The 18,624-nt window shown below is 32.2% G+C and carries 12 protein-coding genes; 9 read left to right on the top strand and 3 right to left on the bottom strand.

Annotation, left to right across the window (positions count from 1 at the left end):
* Window positions 1-61: 61 nt before the first annotated feature.
* Window positions 62-1,258 carry a bifunctional 3,4-dihydroxy-2-butanone-4-phosphate synthase/GTP cyclohydrolase II gene (locus DYH56_RS10750; protein WP_114642875.1) on the top strand — a complete coding sequence of 399 codons (1,197 nt, stop codon included), beginning with the start codon at window positions 62-64 and terminating at the stop codon, window positions 1,256-1,258.
* Between the two features lie 63 nt (window positions 1,259-1,321).
* On the opposite strand, the gene gltB is transcribed toward DYH56_RS10750, so the two are convergent.
* Complete coding sequence (gltB, locus tag DYH56_RS10745; protein WP_114642874.1) at window positions 1,322-5,557, bottom strand: glutamate synthase large subunit; 4,236 nt, start codon at window positions 5,555-5,557, stop codon at window positions 1,322-1,324.
* A 414-nt stretch (window positions 5,558-5,971) separates the two neighbouring features.
* On the opposite strand from gltB, the gene DYH56_RS10740 reads away from it, so the two are divergent.
* From DYH56_RS10740 to DYH56_RS10730, 3 genes are all read left to right on the top strand, one after another.
* Window positions 5,972-7,198: a MerR family transcriptional regulator gene (locus DYH56_RS10740; RefSeq protein ID WP_114642873.1), complete on the top strand. Its 1,227-nt coding sequence runs from the start codon at window positions 5,972-5,974 to the stop codon at window positions 7,196-7,198.
* A gap of 118 nt (window positions 7,199-7,316) precedes the next feature.
* On the top strand, window positions 7,317-8,054 hold the full coding sequence (locus DYH56_RS10735; RefSeq protein ID WP_114642872.1) for an MFS transporter: 738 nt from the start codon (window positions 7,317-7,319) through the stop codon (window positions 8,052-8,054).
* A gap of 17 nt (window positions 8,055-8,071) precedes the next feature.
* Window positions 8,072-8,512, top strand: a complete 441-nt coding sequence (locus DYH56_RS10730; RefSeq protein ID WP_114642871.1) for an MFS transporter — start codon at window positions 8,072-8,074, stop codon at window positions 8,510-8,512.
* A 260-nt stretch (window positions 8,513-8,772) separates the two neighbouring features.
* Here the strand turns inward: DYH56_RS10730 and DYH56_RS10725 are convergent, their stop codons facing one another.
* Both DYH56_RS10725 and DYH56_RS10720 read right to left on the bottom strand, forming a co-directional pair.
* Entirely contained in the window at window positions 8,773-9,750 is a 978-nt protein-coding gene (locus DYH56_RS10725) for a type I phosphomannose isomerase catalytic subunit (RefSeq protein ID WP_114642870.1), read from the bottom strand.
* A gap of 68 nt (window positions 9,751-9,818) precedes the next feature.
* Window positions 9,819-11,915: a BglG family transcription antiterminator gene (locus DYH56_RS10720; protein ID WP_114642869.1), complete on the bottom strand. Its 2,097-nt coding sequence runs from the start codon at window positions 11,913-11,915 to the stop codon at window positions 9,819-9,821.
* 159 nt (window positions 11,916-12,074) lie between these two features.
* Between DYH56_RS10720 and DYH56_RS10715 the strand changes: the two genes are divergently transcribed.
* The 5 genes from DYH56_RS10715 (at window position 12,075) to DYH56_RS10695 (ending at window position 18,526) form a co-directional block, all read left to right on the top strand.
* Complete coding sequence (locus DYH56_RS10715) at window positions 12,075-13,988, top strand: fructose-specific PTS transporter subunit EIIC (RefSeq protein ID WP_114642868.1); 1,914 nt, start codon at window positions 12,075-12,077, stop codon at window positions 13,986-13,988.
* A 13-nt stretch (window positions 13,989-14,001) separates the two neighbouring features.
* Window positions 14,002-16,635, top strand: a complete 2,634-nt coding sequence (locus tag DYH56_RS10710; RefSeq protein ID WP_114642867.1) for a glycoside hydrolase family 38 N-terminal domain-containing protein — start codon at window positions 14,002-14,004, stop codon at window positions 16,633-16,635.
* Window positions 16,636-16,697: 62 nt separating this feature from the next.
* Window positions 16,698-17,555, top strand: coding sequence for an endonuclease/exonuclease/phosphatase family protein (locus DYH56_RS10705; RefSeq protein ID WP_114642866.1), 858 nt, complete (start codon window positions 16,698-16,700; stop codon window positions 17,553-17,555).
* A gap of 27 nt (window positions 17,556-17,582) precedes the next feature.
* Complete coding sequence (locus tag DYH56_RS10700) at window positions 17,583-18,215, top strand: YczE/YyaS/YitT family protein (RefSeq protein WP_114642865.1); 633 nt, start codon at window positions 17,583-17,585, stop codon at window positions 18,213-18,215.
* Between the two features lie 8 nt (window positions 18,216-18,223).
* The gene (locus DYH56_RS10695) at window positions 18,224-18,526 is read left to right on the top strand and encodes a hypothetical protein (RefSeq protein ID WP_114642864.1); all 303 of its coding nucleotides are present in this window, start codon (window positions 18,224-18,226) and stop codon (window positions 18,524-18,526) included.
* Window positions 18,527-18,624: the final 98 nt, after the last annotated feature.

Raw genomic sequence — 18,624 nt, 5'->3', positions numbered from 1 at the left:
TGTAGATTGGTGGCAAAAAAAATCTGTGTAACATCTATAAAAGTTTAGGAGGAAAATAACTATGTTAGATAATATAAAAGATGCAATTGAAGATATAAAACAGGGAAAGATGATAATTGTAGTAGACGATGAAGACAGAGAAAATGAAGGGGATATAGTAATGGCTGCGGACATGGTATCCTATGATGCCATTAATTTTATGGCAGTTCATGCCAGAGGACTTACTTGTATTCCAATGGACAGAATGAGAGCCAGGGAATTAAAGTTAAATCAAATGGTAGGAAATAATACCGATCCCCATGGGACAGCCTTTACAGTATCTGTAGATTCAAAGGATACTACTACAGGAATATCCATCAGAGACAGGGTACAGACTATAAAAGATCTATCCGATAGAAATAAAGGTGCTGATGACTTTAACAGACCGGGACATCTATTTCCCCTTGTGGCTAAAGATGGTGGAGTTCTGATCAGAAACGGTCATACAGAAGCATCTGTAGATTTTGCACGTTTAGCAGGGCTGAAGCCGATGGGTGTAATTTGTGAAATTTTAAAAGACGACGGTACTATGGCAAGGTTAGATGACCTGAAGATCTTTGCCAAAAAGCATAATTTAAAACTTGTAAGTATAGAAGATCTTATAAAATATAGAAAAGAAAATGACGTTTTAGTAAACGAAGTGGCAGTAGCCAAGATGCCTACCCAGTGGGGAGATTTTAATCTTCATGCCTATGAAAACTGCCTGGATGATAAAGAGCATATTGCCCTGGTAAAGGGAGATGTAAAGGGTAAGGAAGGGGTATTGGTAAGGATCCATTCCGAATGTTTTACAGGAGATGTATTGGGATCCCGTAGATGTGACTGTGGTTCCCAATTACACAAGGCTATGAAAACTATAGATGAGAAAGAAGAGGGAGTTATCCTTTATCTGCGTCAGGAAGGAAGAGGTATCGGTCTTTATAATAAGATGAAGGCTTATAATCTGCAGGATGAAGGGCTGGATACTGTAGAAGCCAATGAAAAACTGGGATTTGAAGCAGATCTAAGAGATTATGTATTGGGATCTCAGATATTAAAAGATTTAGGAGTAAAATCGGTTAAACTTATGACAAATAATCCCAAGAAGATAGAAGGACTAAAATCTTACGGAATAGATGTTGTAGAGAGAGAAAATATCGAAATTACACCCAATGAAGAGAATAAAAGATATTTAAAAACTAAGAAAGAAAAATTAGACCATATGCTGGAAGAGGTATAAAATGGGTCTCAATTGGTAGATAAAAAAGACAGATATTAAAAAATATCTGTCTTTTTTACTTATTTATATATTCCTTGTTTTTTCCAGATATCTTTTGGAGGCTATTTTTATAAAATTATTTTTGAAACCTTTTTTTAGGATATTTTCTGCTATCTCACTTTCTGTATATTCCAGATGTTTTTTCAATAGATCTTCTAATATTCCCAGGTCCTTTTCATTTATATCAAAGCATTCCACCATATCCATATTTATATTACCTTCTAAAAATTTTTCTTTCAACAGATAGGCTGTTCCTCCGCTCATTCCTGCTCCAAAATTGTTTCCTGTATTTCCTAAGATAACAACGTGACCGCCGGTCATATATTCACACCCATGGTTTCCTATACCTTCTACCACAGCAGAAGCTCCGGAGTTTCTCACTGCAAATCTTTCTCCTGCACTGCCGTTTAAGTATAATTCTCCTCCTGTAGCTCCATATAATACTGTGTTTCCGGCAATACATCCCATATCAGACGGGTAATCTGCTTCCTGAGGTTTTTTAATTATGATTGTTCCCCCGGAGAGACCCTTGGCTACATAGTCATTTCCATAACCCTCTAAGGTTATTTTCTGTCCCTTCACAGCAAAGGCTCCAAAACTCTGTCCCGAATATCCCCTGAGGTTTATATTTAAATTTGTTTTTCCATTATTCTCAAAGGCCTCTAACTGAGCTTTTCCAGCTATTGTAGTCCCAAAAGATCTGTTTGTATTATCAATTATTCCGTGATATTCCAAATTTCCGTGATTTGAATTTTGACATATCACTTCATTTAGATGATCCACTGTATTGATATTCCCACAGTATTCTTTTTGGCTTCTAACCTCCCTGAAGATAGGATCAAAATTTAATTTAGATTTTTTATATCCAGAACCCAAATCGGAGGATAATAAAGAGGATCTTCCAATTATCTCCTCTAGACTTTTAGCTCCTATGGATCCCAGTAATTCCCTTATTTCACTAGCTATAAATTTTAGATATATGATGATATCTTCCACCGACCCGGTGAATTTTTTCCTCAATTCTTCCTTCTGGGTTGTTATTCCCACAGGACAGGAATTGGTATGACACCTTCTGCAGAAGATACATCCTTCAGCAACAAGGAGTCCGCTTCCAAAGGCATACTCATCTGCTCCCAGAAGAGCTGCTACAACAATATCGTATCCTGTTTTTATTCCTCCGTCTACCTGGAGTTTAACCAGATCTCTCAGATCATTTTCACATAACACCTTATGGGTATCTGAAAGTCCTAATTCCCAAGGGGTAGCTGCAAATTTCATAGATGAAGAAACTGCCGCTCCTGTTCCCCCGTCAGATCCTGATATAACGACCTTGTCTGCCCCTGCTTTTACTGTCCCGCTGGCTATTATACCTACTCCCTTTTCACTGGCCAGTTTCACACTTACCCTGGCATCTGTGTTTAAGTTTTTGAGGTCAAATATCAGCTGAGCCAGATCCTCTATGGAATAGATATCATGATGGGGCGGCGGCGAGATAAGATCTGTTCCGGGAACTGTATTTCTTACTTTTCCTATAATCTCACTTACCTTATGCCCCGGAAGATGTCCTCCCTCCCCGGGTTTTGCTCCCTGAGCCATCTTTATCTGAAGTTCCCTGGCATGCATAAGATAGTTTGTTGTTACACCGAATCTTCCGCTGGCTACCTGCTTTACCTGGGATATACGGTTATCCCTCAGTCTGTCATTATCTTCCCCCCCTTCACCGGAATTTGACATTGCTCCTATGGAATTAAATGCCATAGCTATAGTCTCATGGGCTTCCTTGGAAAGAGCTCCAAAGGACATTGCTCCTGCTACAAATCTTTTTAATATATCTTCTTCAGATTCAACTTCCCATAATGGAATAGGATTATTTTTCAAATTGAAATGATCCCTCAGTGTTCCCTTTACCCTATGGAAACTGTCGCTGTATTCCTTATATTTCATATAGTCCTTTGAAGATATTGCCTCCTGGAGTTTTTTTACCATATCATACGAATTTTTATGAGCTAGTCCATTTTTTAAAGAGATAAACTCCCCAATGCTTTTCCTGTGGGAATATCCAGCTTCTTCTCTGAGGATTACTTCTTTTTCTATATCCTCTATATTCAGTCCGTCAAGATCCGAAGATGTATTTCCCATATATTTACTGCAGAGTTCACGGGATAAACCGATCCCTTCAAATATTTTAGCTCCCCTGTAGGATGCTATGGAAGATATTCCCATCTTGGACATTATCTTCTGTATCCCGTCATCTACTGCTTTTAAATATTTAGCTGTGTCCAGTTCTTTAACTGCAAGATACTCCAATACAAGATATGGGTTCACAAGATCTGCCCCGTACCCGATAAGAAGGGCATAGTGGGTAATTTCACGGATCTCGCCACTCTCTGCAGCCAGTCCTATTCTTCCTCTCAAACCTGCTTTCACAAGGGCATGATGTACTGCGGATATGGCAAGTAATGTAGGAATGGATCTTTTGCTTCCTCTGTCGGTCAGGATGATATTTTTATTTTCTTTTGCTTTTGACAGGGCATTTTCTACGATCTCTTTTAAGGATTTTTCCATATTTTTTTCAAATGCCGTTGAAATTACGGCTGAGTTTTGTTTTTTTAACCCACTTATATATTTATTTTCCACTATGGGAGAGGTAAACTGGTGGATAATTCCCCTGTCTTCGGTGGAATCCAAAATATTTTTTCTCCCTCCAAAATGGGAAGTGATAGAAAATATTGATTTTTCCCTGATGGAATCCGTCGGAGGATTGGTTACCTGGGCAAATTTCTGCTTGAAATAATCAAAGAATAATCTGGGATTTTTTTCATCCAGGACAGCCAGAGGCGCATCGTAATTTGTAGATGCTACCATTTCTTTCCCTTCTATAGCCAGGTGCTCTATAGACATATCTATATCTTCCTTGGTATATGAATATCGGTCTAAAAGATTTTCTATCTCCCCTATCTCCATATGAGCCTTCATTTCCTCTGCCCTGCTGTATTTTTTTAGATTTTTTATCTCTTCAGTGTAATCTGTAGTACTTATGATCCTTTCTATTATCTCGTTTCTGGTCAGAAGTTTTTTTTCTATAAGGTCTAAATGGAGAAATTCCCCCGCACTTAACTTACCGCTACAGGCAATCTTTGAAAAATCTGTATCCAGCACTCCCATCTCTGAAGAGATAATGAGTTTATTATCCGTGGTAATTGTATATCTCATAGGTCTCAGACCATTTCTGTCCAGGGATGCAAAGATCTCATCCCCATTGGATGTAATAAGTCCCGCAGGTCCGTCCCAGGGTTCCATTACCAAAGATTTAGCCTCATAATATTCTTTTAAGTTTTTTTCTAAATTATTATTTTTTTCCCACGCCTGGGGAACCAGGGTAGTAACTATCTCAGGGAGTTTTTTCCCTGTATACATCATAAATTCCACCACACTGTCGAGATTGGCACTGTCGGAATTTTCAGAACCGGTAAGGGGAAATATATTTTCTATCTCATCTTTTAGGTACTCTTTGGAGTAAGTATCATTTTTTCTGGCTTCTATCCAGGCTGTATTACCATTTATTGTGTTGATCTCTCCATTGTGCTCTAAAATCCTGAATGGCTGGGCCAGATCCCATGAAGGGAGGGTATTTGTACTGAACCTCTGATGAATCATTACATAGGCAGATTTGAAACTTTCCTCGGAGAGGTCTGTATAAAAATCATTGAATTGTTTGGGAGTAATAAGTCCCTTATAAACTACCGTCTTATTGGAAAAGGAAGCAAAATAAAAGTCTTTTTTGAATATTCCTTCAGCAGAAATCCTTTTTTCTATATTTCTTCTGAGAGTATATGCAGAAAAATTATTTTTACTTTGAGGGATCTCTATAAAATATTGATATATATATGGAAGAGATTTTCTTGCACTACTTCCAAGAATCTCCTCCTTTACAGGGACTTCTCTTTCAGCCAGGATAAACGCTCCGGCAGAAGAGGCCTCCTCTAAAATTATGTCTATACAGGTTTTTCTTAAAATTTCATTTTTAGGAAGAAATGTCATAGCCACATGATAATCACCGTCTATACCTGTTTTTTCTTTAAAAAATTCTCTGGGGATCTGAACCAGAAGACCGGCGCCGTCGCCACTGCCGTCTCTTAAAGTTCCTCCCCGGTGTTCCAACCTGTTTAATATTTTTATACCCTCTCTGACTATCTGGTGCTGGGGGATATTGTTTATATCAGCTACTACTCCTATTCCACAATTTGAATGTTCCTTCATAAATTCCTCCTTTATTTCAAGTCTCTACCTACATTTATAGTATAATCATATTATATTTATACATTTTACATATATATATTGAATGATTTATTCATTAATGATATATTTTTTGAATGGTAATGTCAATTGTTTTTTTATAAAAGTATTAATTTTTTTATTTAAGCAATTTTATCATAGTCGGGGAAAAAATATTTGAAATAAAGGAGAAACTTTGAAAGAAGAAAAATGTCGCCGCGACACCTTTAAAATAGATAATATTGCAAAATTAAAAATAAAAACATTTTTTTGACAAACTTGAGAGATAATCATATATATATAATGAAGCTAAAAAAGGGGGAGCCTTTTAAAAGAATTGGAACTTTATGAACATCGAAATAAAAAAGCTTCTACAAATATGCATATAAGGGGAACTATATGAAAATAGGAAATTTTACAGAAAATAATAACCTTACTAAGGACACGATTAGGTATTATATAAGCCTTGGAATTCTTAATCCTAAAAAAATAAATAATCAATATGATTTCACAGAAAATGACCAGAAAACGTTGAACCAGATTCTGCGTCTAAAATCTTTAAAGTTTACTTTGAGTGAAATTAAAAGTATTATTTTAACCAAAAGATTAGGAAACCTCGATTCAAAAACCAGTTCTTATTTATATAAAAAATACTATCTGGAAAAAAGCAAGGAAATAAAAGAAGAAATCGAATCTCTAAGACAAATGGATAAAGAACTTAATAAGGAGATTGGAAACTTACTTTCACAGGAGGATAACTCAAAAATAAAGATAGGAATCCCTTTAAACAGCCTTCATCTGTTACGATGTCCTTTCTGTCAGTCCGATCTCGGAATTTATAAAGGGAGTATAGAAGACAATCAAATTTTAGAAGGAGTTCTTAGATGTCATTGTCAAAAAGAGTATCTAATTAAAGATGGGATTCTTATTGTTTCTGATACTCCTTTTGAGAGCCGGTATGACTATCCTGAAGACTTTTTATTAAGTTATATTAATAATACCAGGGATGAATTATTAGAGAATGTTTACAAAAATTCAGCATGGTTTTCCAATATAATTCCCAATAATTTTTTGAAAAATAAGACTTTATTGGAGATAGGAAGCGGTATAGGTTTTTTTCTGAACAATATTTATGATAATCTCAGTGAAGATACTACCTATATTTCTGTAGATTTAAATTTGGATTCACAAATTTTTCTAAAAAAAAGACTTGAAAGGAAAGGTATCAAAAAAAAAATAATTTTTATCTGTTCAGATGTTGAAGAGATACCAATAAAGATGAATAGTGTTGATATTCTCGTAGATTATCTGACCAGCAGTAATTTTTCCTTTAGAAATAGAGGTTTTCTTATTGAAAATTTAGAAAAATATTTAAAAAAGAACTCAGCTCTTTTGAGCGGATATATTATCTTTGAAAAATTTAAAAAGAATTCACGTATCAAACCAGATTTCAGAAAATATTTAATCTTAAAAAATATTGAAACTAAACTATTTGAAATGAATTATAAGGTTTTATCCCAAAAACAGCTTCCTTCCTTTTTTATTGATGGAGAGTTAGGGAAATATGAGGATTTTACCGTTCCTGGAGAAATAATTTCAACATATCTATACTTTGGTAAAAGGTAGGGTTAACTCCACCTTTTACCATTTTTATTATTAATTTTTTTTATTTTGGCTATTGCTGTCGCCTTATATCTATATTTTATAATAAGATTAAGATAATAAAATATTGGGGAGGAAAGAGATGAATAGTTATTTAAAAAATAAACTGATATATTTCCCGGGGATATTTATATCTCTATTGGGGTCGGTATTATTTTCATTTGCTACAGGGATGTATTTATTGGATGTAACCCATCAGGGGACATCGTATGCTTTTAATATAATATTATATACAATACCGGTTGTTGTTTTATCACCGATTTTTGGGATATTTGTAGACAGGTACTCCAAGAAAAAACTTATAATCTTAGGAGATTTTTTAAATGCTCTTCTAATGTTTGGAATCTTCTATATGTGGAATTCTGTAGATAATCTCACTTTAATCTACGCAGGTTCTGTATTCACCAGTATATTTTCTCTGCTTGTATCCATAGGATTTGAAAGCGGAATAGCTCAGATGTTTGAAAAGGATTGGCTGGTAAAGGCTAATTCTTTATCATCCATAATCAGTTCAGGAAGCAGGATAGCAGGGCCATTTTTAGGAGGATTGGTATATGCATTTATTGATATAAGAACCTTTATTTTATTCAACGGAATTTCGTTCTTATTTTCTATGATTATAGAGACCTTTTTAACTATACAGGATGTCAAAACAGAAGCAGAGAAAAAAGAAAAGATATCTCTGACTAAAGGCTTAAGGTATATGATGGTGGATAAAAAGTTAAAAAAATATGTTGTTTTATTAATTATTTTAAACTTTTCATTCCCAATGGCAATAGTAGTTCCTATTCCATATCTTATTACAAATTATTTTCCATAGGATTAATAGTTGGAGCTATGATAATAGGGAAATTTAACTTCAAATTGACACCTAAATTGATAAAAGTGTTATTTATTGGATTTATAGGAGTAAACATTCTATTTTTAATTCCAATATTTGCAGATTTAGACCAGATGGTAACTATAACAATCTATTCCATTGGAATGTTTCTGACAGGAGGACTGGCTGCTTCAGTAGATATTCCCTTATTTACTTATTTTCAACAGGAACTGCCGGATAATATCAGAGGACAGATAATAGGACTGTTCATAGGAATGGTAAAAACAATAATGCCCATAGCATTATTATTATCCGGGAAGATCATCGATATGAGTACACCGGGTTACAGCATAATCCTAGGTGTAGTTCCCATAGCAATATCACTGGTATTTTTATTGTTAACTCCTCCACAGGACAGCAGTATTTATCTCGGAGGGGAGGGGGATGTATTCAAATAAAGGGCACCACCAAGACTTCTAAAGATAGCTTGTGCATCTAAGAATCTTGCAGGGCTTAGAAGGGAAATTAGAGAGGCGGAAAATTGTGGTTAATGGAGAGCTATCCTTTCACCATAAACACAGGGTTTGAATTATAAAAATAAAAGACCTCCCAGCTGTAATAGTCATACAGTGAAGAGGTCTTTATTTGATTTTTATCTGCTTATGTTAATTAGTCGGAAAAAACAGGAAAAAGTTTTAAAATTATTCACACTACCTTTTTATATAAATGTTTTAAATATTTCTAATTTTCCTTCTATGCATATATTTAATTCAGGAGGGATATACCAAGTTTCACCTTTTTTTACAGGATAGATTACTCCTTCACAATTTAGGTTGCCTTCTCCTTCCAATATAGAGTAGATCATAAAGGAGTCTTTATCTATATCTTTAAACTTTTCCTGAATGAGAAATTTATCTATATTAAAATATTCACCTCTAATAATTTCCTGCTTCGTTCCCCCTGAAACTTCTATATTTTTTCTATTTTCATCACTACTGATTTGGGGAACATTTTGATAACCTATAACTTCTATGGCTTTATCAAAATGAAGGTCACGAAGTTTCCCATCTATTAGCCTGTCAAAATCATAGATTCTATAGGTTGTGTCTGAATTTTGTTGGATTTCGCAAATTAATACACTCCCTTCTAAACTTGCATGGACTAGTCCAGGAGTAATATTTATAAAATCTCCTTTTTTTACAGAGATTACGTTAAATAAATCATTAAAATCTTTATTTTTAGTTTTTTTTATAAACATTTCTTTAGTCATCCCTTTTCTTAATCCCATAATTAATTTAGCATCGGAACTAGCTTCTAATATATACCATGATTCTGATTTGCCAAATTCTTTTTCGACCCCAAGTGCATATTCATCACTTGGATGTACTTGAACAGATAATCTGTCATTTACATCGAGATACTTTATAAGTAATGGGAATTTATCTTTATATTTATCATATACCTCGCCTCCTACAAGTTTTTCTTTGTATTCTAAAAGCAGTTCATCTAAATCTTTACCTTTTAAGCTGCCATTGTCCACTATACTCATTCCATTTTTATGGGAGCTTACTTCCCAGGATTCTCCATATGAATCTTTGGTAGGAAGATTTATTCCCAGGTTTTCTTTAAAACCTCTTCCACCCCATACTTTTTTTTTAAATATTTTTTTAAATTTAAGCGGATATAATTTTTTCATAATGTATCTCCTTTACATTTTATTTATCGCAGATATAATGTCATATCTTTAATTTAAAATAACTTCTATTAAAAGTTTGGTTCCTTATGTTTTCCTAAATTTATCAAAAATTCATATTTTTTTATGATTTCTATTATTTTCTTAGGTGAGGATGTATTATGAGCTTTCTTTAGAAAATCATAGGATTTTACCATCTCTAAAAACTTAGACAGAGCAAAAAAGTGTTCACTGTCATCTACAGATGAAAAAGCTAATACAGTATTAACAGGGATTCCTCCTGAAAAATAAACTGGCTGAGTCAACGTTATTAAACACATCCCTGTTTTTTTGACATATTTTTTTTCAGTATGGGGAATAGCTAAATTTGGCGCTATAACCATATATGGGCCAAATCTACTTATGACTTTTATCATTTCAGTTGAATAATTCCCTTCCACATATCCCTCTCTATAGAGTATATTTCCTGCTTTTTTTATTGCTTCTTCCCAGGTTTTTATATTGAGGTTCAACTCTATATTACTTTGAAGAAGAAGTTCTGAAAGGATGGGAGGTTCTCCCTTTGTATCATCGATAAGTTTATTTCCAAGGTGTTTTTTTAATTCATTTATAATTATTTTTTCATCTTTTATTACAGCTCCCTTTCTTAAACTTTTTAAAATATTTGAAATTAGTATTTTTTTATTGTATTTAGGAAGATTATATTTTTCTAATTTTTTTAATTCCTCTGTATTTAATATTGTCTTTACATGAATTACAGGGATTTCTGTGTTAAATTCATTAATTTCTAAGGTTGTTATTATTAAATCTGGCGTTTCTTTCTTCTCTACAATAGTTTTTTCCAGTTGATTTAGCGGGATAGTCTTTATTATATTGATATCGTAATTTTCTTTTAGTTGTTGTTCTATTAACTTAGATGTTCCTAAGCCGCCTCCACAAACCAGTAAAATCTTTTTAGTTTCTTTTTTTTGGTATAAATTTCGATCTACAGCTCCTTTGAAATGTAATACTAAAAAACAAACTTCTTCTTGAGGAAATGGTTTTTCTAAAAAATCTTCTAAAATTGTGATAGAATTTTTGGTTATCTCGAATAATTTTGGATATTCTACAATAACTTCAGTGTAAATAGAATTTTTTAGTTCGATATTATTTTTTATCCTATGAATAGCAGGCTTAATATGATTTAATAACCCATTAATTAAAAATTCATCCTTTGATAGATCTAAACAAATTTCCTTACCAAATTTCCTTATTATTTTTTTTGTCATAGTTTCAATTTCAATCCAGTTTTTATAAAAAGACATATTGGTGTTATAACTATGACTTCCCAAGAAATAATCAGTCAGTTTAAATATCTCAAATTCATTGAGATTTATCTGGTAGTTTTCTTCTAGTATAGGGATTGTTTTTGAAACTGCCGAAATTTCCTCAGTTGCAGACATAAACTTTTTATTAGGTGAAGAATTAAGGTAAAACTCTTCTTTAATTCTAGAAATCATTATAAGGGTATAATTCCTAATAATAGAATAAGCTTCATCGGAGATCACTTTATCGATTAATTTGGTAATATCATCAATAAAACTATTGATATGTTTTATATCAATCCCTTTAAAATTTTTTTGAATCAAAATAGATGTATATGTTTTTTCCAAAGATTTCGAACAACCAATCTTAAAATGATCATTCAATATTTTTAACTGCAACCTTCTAACATCTTCCTCTTTCCCTTCTAAAAGTAGACCTTTCTTTGGATTTATAATTAATTCTAGATTGTATTTCGAAAGTACTTTTTTTATCCCTTTTAAATCATTTTTTATTGTTGTACGGCTCAAATCAAATTCTTCACACAAATGAGAAATATTAATTTTTCCTTTAAAAAGTATAGAAATTAAAATAGAAATATCTCTATATTCTAAAAAAAATATTTTATGAAAATTTTCGAGTAAATAATTTTTTACCTTCTGTGGATTAAAAAGTTCTATCTCTCCCTTGGGTTTTTTTATCACTTTACCCGCTTTATTATCTAAAAGAAATTCATTTATTTTATCTATATCGTACCTGATTGTTCTCTCACTCATATTAATAAAATCAACCATTTCTTTCAATATTCCTTTTCCATTATTATTAATTAGATATTCAATAATGAGAAGCATTCTTTTATTTAGCATTTTTCTATACCCCCTTAAGAACTATAACAATAATTATACAATAAATAAAATATAATTACATGGAATGATTTTTTCATAAAAAATTGCAAAAAATATACAGTTTTATTTTTTTAAAATCAGTGTTATTATTTTTTTAAATAAAATATAAGGGGGCATATTATGAATTTAACTGATTTAACCAATGAAAATCTAATTATTTTAGACTTGGAAGCAAAATCCAAAGTAGAAGCTATTGAAAAATTAGTGGAGCGTTTGGACTGTGATGGGGTTTTGAAATCCAAAGAAGAATTTCTTTCTGCAGTACTAGAAAGAGAAAAAGTTTCTCCTACAGGGTTAGAAGAAGGGCTTGCAATTCCCCATGGAAAATCAGATGCAGTAAATAAAGCTGCTTTTGCTGTAGCAAGATTAAATAATCCTATTGAAGATTGGGAATCTATTGATGAGGATAACGAGGTAACCTTGGTATTTTTAATAGCTATTCCAAAGGCTGAACAAGGGTCAACTCATATAGAAGTATTAACAGAGCTTACGACCTCTTTCATGCGTGAAGGATTTATTGGAAATTTACAAAAGGCTAAAACTCCAAAAGATTTAATTGCCGTTTTAGAAAAAGAAATTATGGAAGAAGAAACTATCGAATATTCTAAAGACTCTAAATTAATTCTTGCTATTACAGCTTGTGCCACTGGAATAGCACATACATATTTAGCAGCAGAGGCTTTGGAAAAAGCCGGGGCAAAAATGGGCATTCGAGTAATTAGTGAGAAACAGGGAGCTAGTGGTATAGAGAATAAACATACACAAGAATTAATTGAAAAAGCAGATGCAGTAATAATTGCTACAGATGTGGCGCCTAAAGATATAGAACGATTTGCTGGAAAACCATTCATAAAAACCAGAGTTGCCACACCCTTAAAAGACGCTCAGGGAATGTTAGAAAGAGTTCTAAATAACCCTGATGGGATTTTAGACGGGAAAGTTAATAAATCTAAGGAAAATAAATCTTCAGATACAGGGATCGGATCAGACATAAAAAGACATTTTATGACTGGAGTTTCTTATATGATCCCACTTGTAATTGCAGGAGCTGTAATTATGGGAATGGCCAGAATTGGTGGATCTATGTTTGGCGTTACAGACATTTGGGATGGTTCACATATGGAAAGTGGAAATACATTGGTAAAATTATTTCATTTAATGGATGGTATTGGAGGACGTGCTTTAGGTTTAATGCTTCCATTTATAGCGGGATTTATAGCTTATTCTATTGGCGATAGAGTCGGATTAGTCCCAGGTTTTGTCGGTGGACTCCTAGCAAAAGAATTAAATACTGGTTTTTTAGGAGCGTTAATAGCGGGACTTATGGCTGGTTATATTGTTAAATATATTTTAATAAAGATAAAATTACCTGGTTTTGCTTCTGGAATAACCTCTATATTTATCGCTCCAGTTTTAGGAACTCTCGTTACTGCATTACTCATGATTTATATAGTTGGAACTCCACTGTCATTTTTAAATAAAGCATTAGAAGTATGGCTTATGGGATTGTCAGGAGGAAATAAAATAATAATGGCTGCAATTGTTGGAGGAATGGTAGGGTTTGATTTAGGTGGACCTGTAAACAAAGCTGCTGTAACTACTTCTATGGCATTATTAGCTTCTGGAATCAGTCTTCCTAATACAGCTGCCCAGGTAGCAATAATTGTTCCGCCTATCGGGTTAGGATTAGCTACTATATTCGGTAAGGATAAATATAGTGATTCTTTGGTGGAAGCTGGAAAATCTTCTATTTTAATGGGATTAGTTGGTATTTCAGAAGGAGCTATTCCTTTCGCAATAGAAGCCCCATTAAAAGTAATTCCTGTAACAGTTTTAGGCTCTGCTTTAGCTTCTGCTATGGCTGTTGGATTGGGAGCAAATAATACCGCACCTATCTCTGGATTTTATGGATGGTTAGCTGTAGAAAATTGGCAGATCTATGTAATATCTATTCTAACTGGTTCTATATTTATTGCTGTAGTTAGTGTGTTTTTAAAGGGAAAAAGAAAAGAAAGAGCATTAGATTTAGCATAAGGGAGAAAATATTTTGAAGAAAAAAACAATTTATATAGTTGCTCATACCCATTGGGATAGAGAGTGGTATTTTACGATAGAAGACTCAAATATACTATTAATTGAAAATTTAAAAAATGTTATGGACACCTTAGAGGAAAACCAAAGCTTTTCCTCTTATTCCTTTGACGCTCAAGCATCTATCATCGATGAATTTTTAAAAGTAGTTCCAGAAGAAAAAAAACGGTTATCTAAACTCATCAAAGAAAAGAGGATCTTCGTAGGTCCATGGTACACCCAAACAGATTGCTTATTAGTAAATAAAGAATCTATCGTCAGGAATTTACTCTATGGAACACGTATTTGTGAATCTTTTGGTCACTCTATGAATGTAGGATATCTCCCTGATACATTTGGTCAAAATACATATCTGCCTTCTATATTCAAAGGGTTTGATATTGATTATTCTATCTTAAAAAGAGGAATTTATTCCGATGAAATAAAAGAAGATGTTAATTTTAACTGGTCTTCTCCTGATGGAGAAAAGATCAAATCTAATTATCTTATCTTAGGATATTCTCCAGGAGAATTTATTTCTGATTCAGATGAATTTATAGATCAAAAGTTTTTACCTTTAGTAAAAAAAATAGAAAAAACAAATAAAAATAGTAACAATATTTTATTTTTAGTGGGAGGGGATCAAAATTTAATTCAAAAAAACCTTCCTGAAGTCATTAAAAATATCAATTCAAAGGTAGACGACTATGAAATTATTATCTCTAATTTTGAAGATTTTATGGATAATTCTTGGGAAAATAAGGAGTTTGAGACTACGTTACATGGAGAACTAAGGGGAACTGAAAGCCAAAGAGTTCACAGAACCATAGGATCTATGAGATATGACATAAAAAAAGCAAATTCAGAGGTAGAAAATAAGATATTAAACACCTTAGAGCCTTTGGCAATTATAGGGGAACAATTTCAATTAGAATATCCTAAATCTTGGTTAGATTTGATGTGGAAACAACTATTTGATGCTCATGCCCATGACTCTATAGGCGGATGTAACTCTGACGATACCAATGCAGAGGTTATAGGTCGATTAAGAAAAGTAAATAGAACATGTGATGGACTCGTTAATTTATTGAAAAAAAGAATAACTTTTGCAATTTCAAAGGGGCTAAACAAAAGCAATATAGTTGTTTTGTTTAACACTAACAGCAAGGAATTTTCAGGACTAAAAAAATCTATCCTATTCACCAAACAACCAACATTAAGTTTGAAAGATACCGTTGGGAACAATGTTCAAAGTGAAATCATTCATCAAAAATATATAGGGGGTGGGAAGAAAATTGTAGTCAGTGATAAAGGAGATGTAGAAATTGAATTACCTGGATATTATAGGTCCGAGGTTTTAATCAAAACTAAGATCCAATCTATGGGTTGGAATACACTCCTTATGGAAGAACACTCAGAACCTTTAAAAGAAAAGAAATCTATCAATGAAAGTATCGGTAATAAAGATATTAAAGTTATAGTTGAAAATGGCAAAATAAATATTGAAAAATTTGGAAGTATGATAGAGGATGCTTTTTACTTTGAAGATTGTGGTGACTATGGTGATTCATATGATTTTTCACCGTTGGAAGGAGACATTCCATTTAAAATAAATCTAACAAAAGTTATAGAAGTTACTAAGAATAATTTTAATGAAAAAATAAAACTTCTACACAGGTTAGTTTTACCAAAAGATTTAGAGGAAAGAAAATCTAAAACCACTTCTAAAACATTGGAAATCTATACAACTTTTGAACTTAGAAAGGGTGAAAAATTTATTAGAGTTAGTCATAAAATAGATAACAATATAAAAGATCACAGGGTCAGAACTATATTTAAAACCGGTATATTTAATCCGGCTAATTCCTATGCTGATAGCGGATATGCTTTAATTCCGCACGAAACTATATCTCTACGAATGGAGATATGGAAGGAAAATAAATACGTAGAAGCTCCTGTCCCAATCTATAATATGGAAAATATTGCACTGGTAAAAGATAACACTTCTTTGGCTGGAGTTATTGTAGAAGGATTAAAAGAATATGAGATTTTAGAAAAAGATAAATTTGCTCTTACCCTCTATAGAGGCAATGGATTATTAGGTAGAGATAACCTTCTATGGCGCCCTAATAGAGCTTCTGGAATAAACAATACTGTAGTAAAAAACCCCAATGGGCAGCTCATAGGAGAGTTAAAATTCGACTATGCTATTTATTTTGATTGTGATACTAATATAAATAATATTTATGATAATGTTGAAAATTACCTTGAAAGATCCTGCGTTTATCAAAATCAAAATTTAAATAGTTTTGAAGAACGATTAGAACGTTTTTCGATATCACACCTAAACACAAGTATTTCAACAAGTTTTTCTCTATTTAAAATCGATAATCAAAAGATCTATATGAGTAGTTGTAAAAAGCCTTATAATGGAGAAGGAATTATTGTAAGATTATATAATCCTAGTGAGAAATCTGAAAAAGTAAGTATTTTAGGAAAAAATATAAAAAAATTAATAGAAGTTAAGTTAAATGAAAAAGAGATGGATGAGATAAAAGAAATAACCATTGATGGTTTTGGATATAAAACCATTAAAATAGTTCTTAACTAATATTTTTAGGGTATATATTCTAAAAAATATTATATTTAAATTTAATCAAAGGAGGAATAAAAATGAAAAAAATAGTTTTAATTTTAAGTTTATTGGTGTCAATTTTTAGTGTAAGTTTTGGAGAATCTGTTAATATTATGAGTTTTAATATTAGAAATAGTAAGGATAGCACTCTTAAAATCGATGGAAAACATAATTGGCCTGCTAGAAAAAATAAAATTGTTTCGTTAATAAAAGAAGAAAAATTTGATATTTTTGGTATTCAAGAGGCTTTCTATGATCAAGTAATGTTTTTAGACGAGCAACTTCCTGGATATGGATGGGTAGGAGTAGGTAGGGATGACGGTCAAAAAAGCGGAGAACATAGTAATATTTATTATAAAAAAGATAGATTTTCTTATATAGCCGGTGGAACATTTTGGCTCTCTGAAACTCCTGAAAAAGTAGCAAGTGTCGGTTGGGATGCAGAACTTACTAGAATTGCAACTTGGGTAAGACTTGAGGAAAAGAAAACAGGAAATAGAGTTCTTGTTTTTAATACACACTTTGATCATATTGGAATGTTAGCTCAAGAAGAAAGTGCTAAACTTCTTGCAGATAAATCAAAGGAATTTACTGATTCTGAAAAAGAAGCAGTTATAATTATGGGAGACCTTAATTTTGAAAGAACTAACGAAAGATCATATAATGCATTTAAAGAAAATTATAGTGATGCTAAGGTTATTACAGCTACTGCTGCTAAAGGGAAAAAATTTACATATAATGGTTTTGGAAAAAATCCTGTAGAAGAAATTGACTATATTTTTGTCAATGACAAAATAAAAGTTAATAGCTATGGTCAATATAAAATGATTAAAGATGGTATTTATTTGTCAGATCATGGACCGGTTATCTCAGAAATCAAATTACTTAAGCAATAATTAAAAAAACTACCTAAAGGAGCTACAATGAATCAAGATATTCGAAAAATCAGTTATTATTTTATAGGAATTATATTTTTATCTTTAGGAGTTAGTTTGACCCTTCTAAGTAACTTAGGAGCTGGCGGATGGGATGCCCTTACTGAAAATATAAGTAAACTAATCGATATAAAAATTGGAACCATCATTCTTTTAATTGGAATAACTCTAGTACTTTTGGCAGCTTTAATAAAAAGGGAAATACCAAATTTAGCAGCTTTAATAGTTTCAGCAGTTACAGGTAAAGTTATTAATTTTTGGTATTATAGTGTCTTTAAAGGGAGCAACTTTGATAATTTCATGATAAGTTTCTTGATTTTAATATTAGGAATTATAGCAATTGGATTAGGGTGTGCCATGATCTTTGTAACAAATTTCCCTAAAAATCATACTGAAACTTTTGTATTTTCAATAACTAATACTTTTAACTTAGAGTATAAGTTTGTCAAAACAGCTGCCGACACCTCTGCCTTACTTATTTCATTTATCTTAGGATTATATTTAAAAGATTTTTCAAACTTTGGAATTGGAACTATCATTAATACCTTTTTTATGGGGAATATCATTCATTTTATGATGCCTACAGCAAGAAAAGGGTTAAATCTTGTTTTGAAAAATTAAAATAATGAGTGGACATTAAAAAATTAGTTAGGCTTTGTTTCATACCAAAGGAATGGCCAGAAGATATCAAAGAAATGATTTTTAAACTCAATGGAAAAGAGATGCTCATCCTCTCACAATTAGAAACAGAAATAAGTTTTGACCAATGGAATAGCACTGATTTTAAAAATACCCCTGAATGGGCGAATGCAGAAGATAAAGCTAAAAATCTATTAAATAAAGGTGAATCTTTGGAAGATTATGAAAACTGGAGTGGATTCAATCTTATAACTGATTTTTATAAACCAAGAAATGCAGATTCCCTTGCTTAAAAGATATCCCTCTCAAGAGAATTGGACAATATAAACTTCTATCTAAAGCTTTTTCAGATACTGACATCAAACTCATTTATGAAGATAATAAAGTTTGT

The organism is Psychrilyobacter piezotolerans, assembly GCF_003391055.1.
GTDB classification, from domain to species: Bacteria; Fusobacteriota; Fusobacteriia; order Fusobacteriales; family Fusobacteriaceae; genus Psychrilyobacter; species Psychrilyobacter piezotolerans.
Note: the sequence above shows the minus strand (reverse complement) of the source record. Positions and strands in the feature narration are given on the sequence as shown.

Coding starts and splice junctions, on each gene's coding strand:
- DYH56_RS10720 (WP_114642869.1), bottom strand. CDS start 11,915: ATGCTAAATAAAAGAATGCTTCTCATTATTGAATATCTAATTAATAAT.
- DYH56_RS10730 (WP_114642871.1), top strand. CDS start 8,072: ATGATAATAGGGAAATTTAACTTCAAATTGACACCTAAATTGATAAAA.
- DYH56_RS10715 (WP_114642868.1), top strand. CDS start 12,075: ATGAATTTAACTGATTTAACCAATGAAAATCTAATTATTTTAGACTTG.
- DYH56_RS10735 (WP_114642872.1), top strand. CDS start 7,317: ATGAATAGTTATTTAAAAAATAAACTGATATATTTCCCGGGGATATTT.
- DYH56_RS10740 (WP_114642873.1), top strand. CDS start 5,972: ATGAAAATAGGAAATTTTACAGAAAATAATAACCTTACTAAGGACACG.
- DYH56_RS10725 (WP_114642870.1), bottom strand. CDS start 9,750: ATGAAAAAATTATATCCGCTTAAATTTAAAAAAATATTTAAAAAAAAA.
- gltB (WP_114642874.1), bottom strand. CDS start 5,557: ATGAAGGAACATTCAAATTGTGGAATAGGAGTAGTAGCTGATATAAAC.
- DYH56_RS10705 (WP_114642866.1), top strand. CDS start 16,698: ATGAAAAAAATAGTTTTAATTTTAAGTTTATTGGTGTCAATTTTTAGT.
- DYH56_RS10750 (WP_114642875.1), top strand. CDS start 62: ATGTTAGATAATATAAAAGATGCAATTGAAGATATAAAACAGGGAAAG.
- DYH56_RS10700 (WP_114642865.1), top strand. CDS start 17,583: ATGAATCAAGATATTCGAAAAATCAGTTATTATTTTATAGGAATTATA.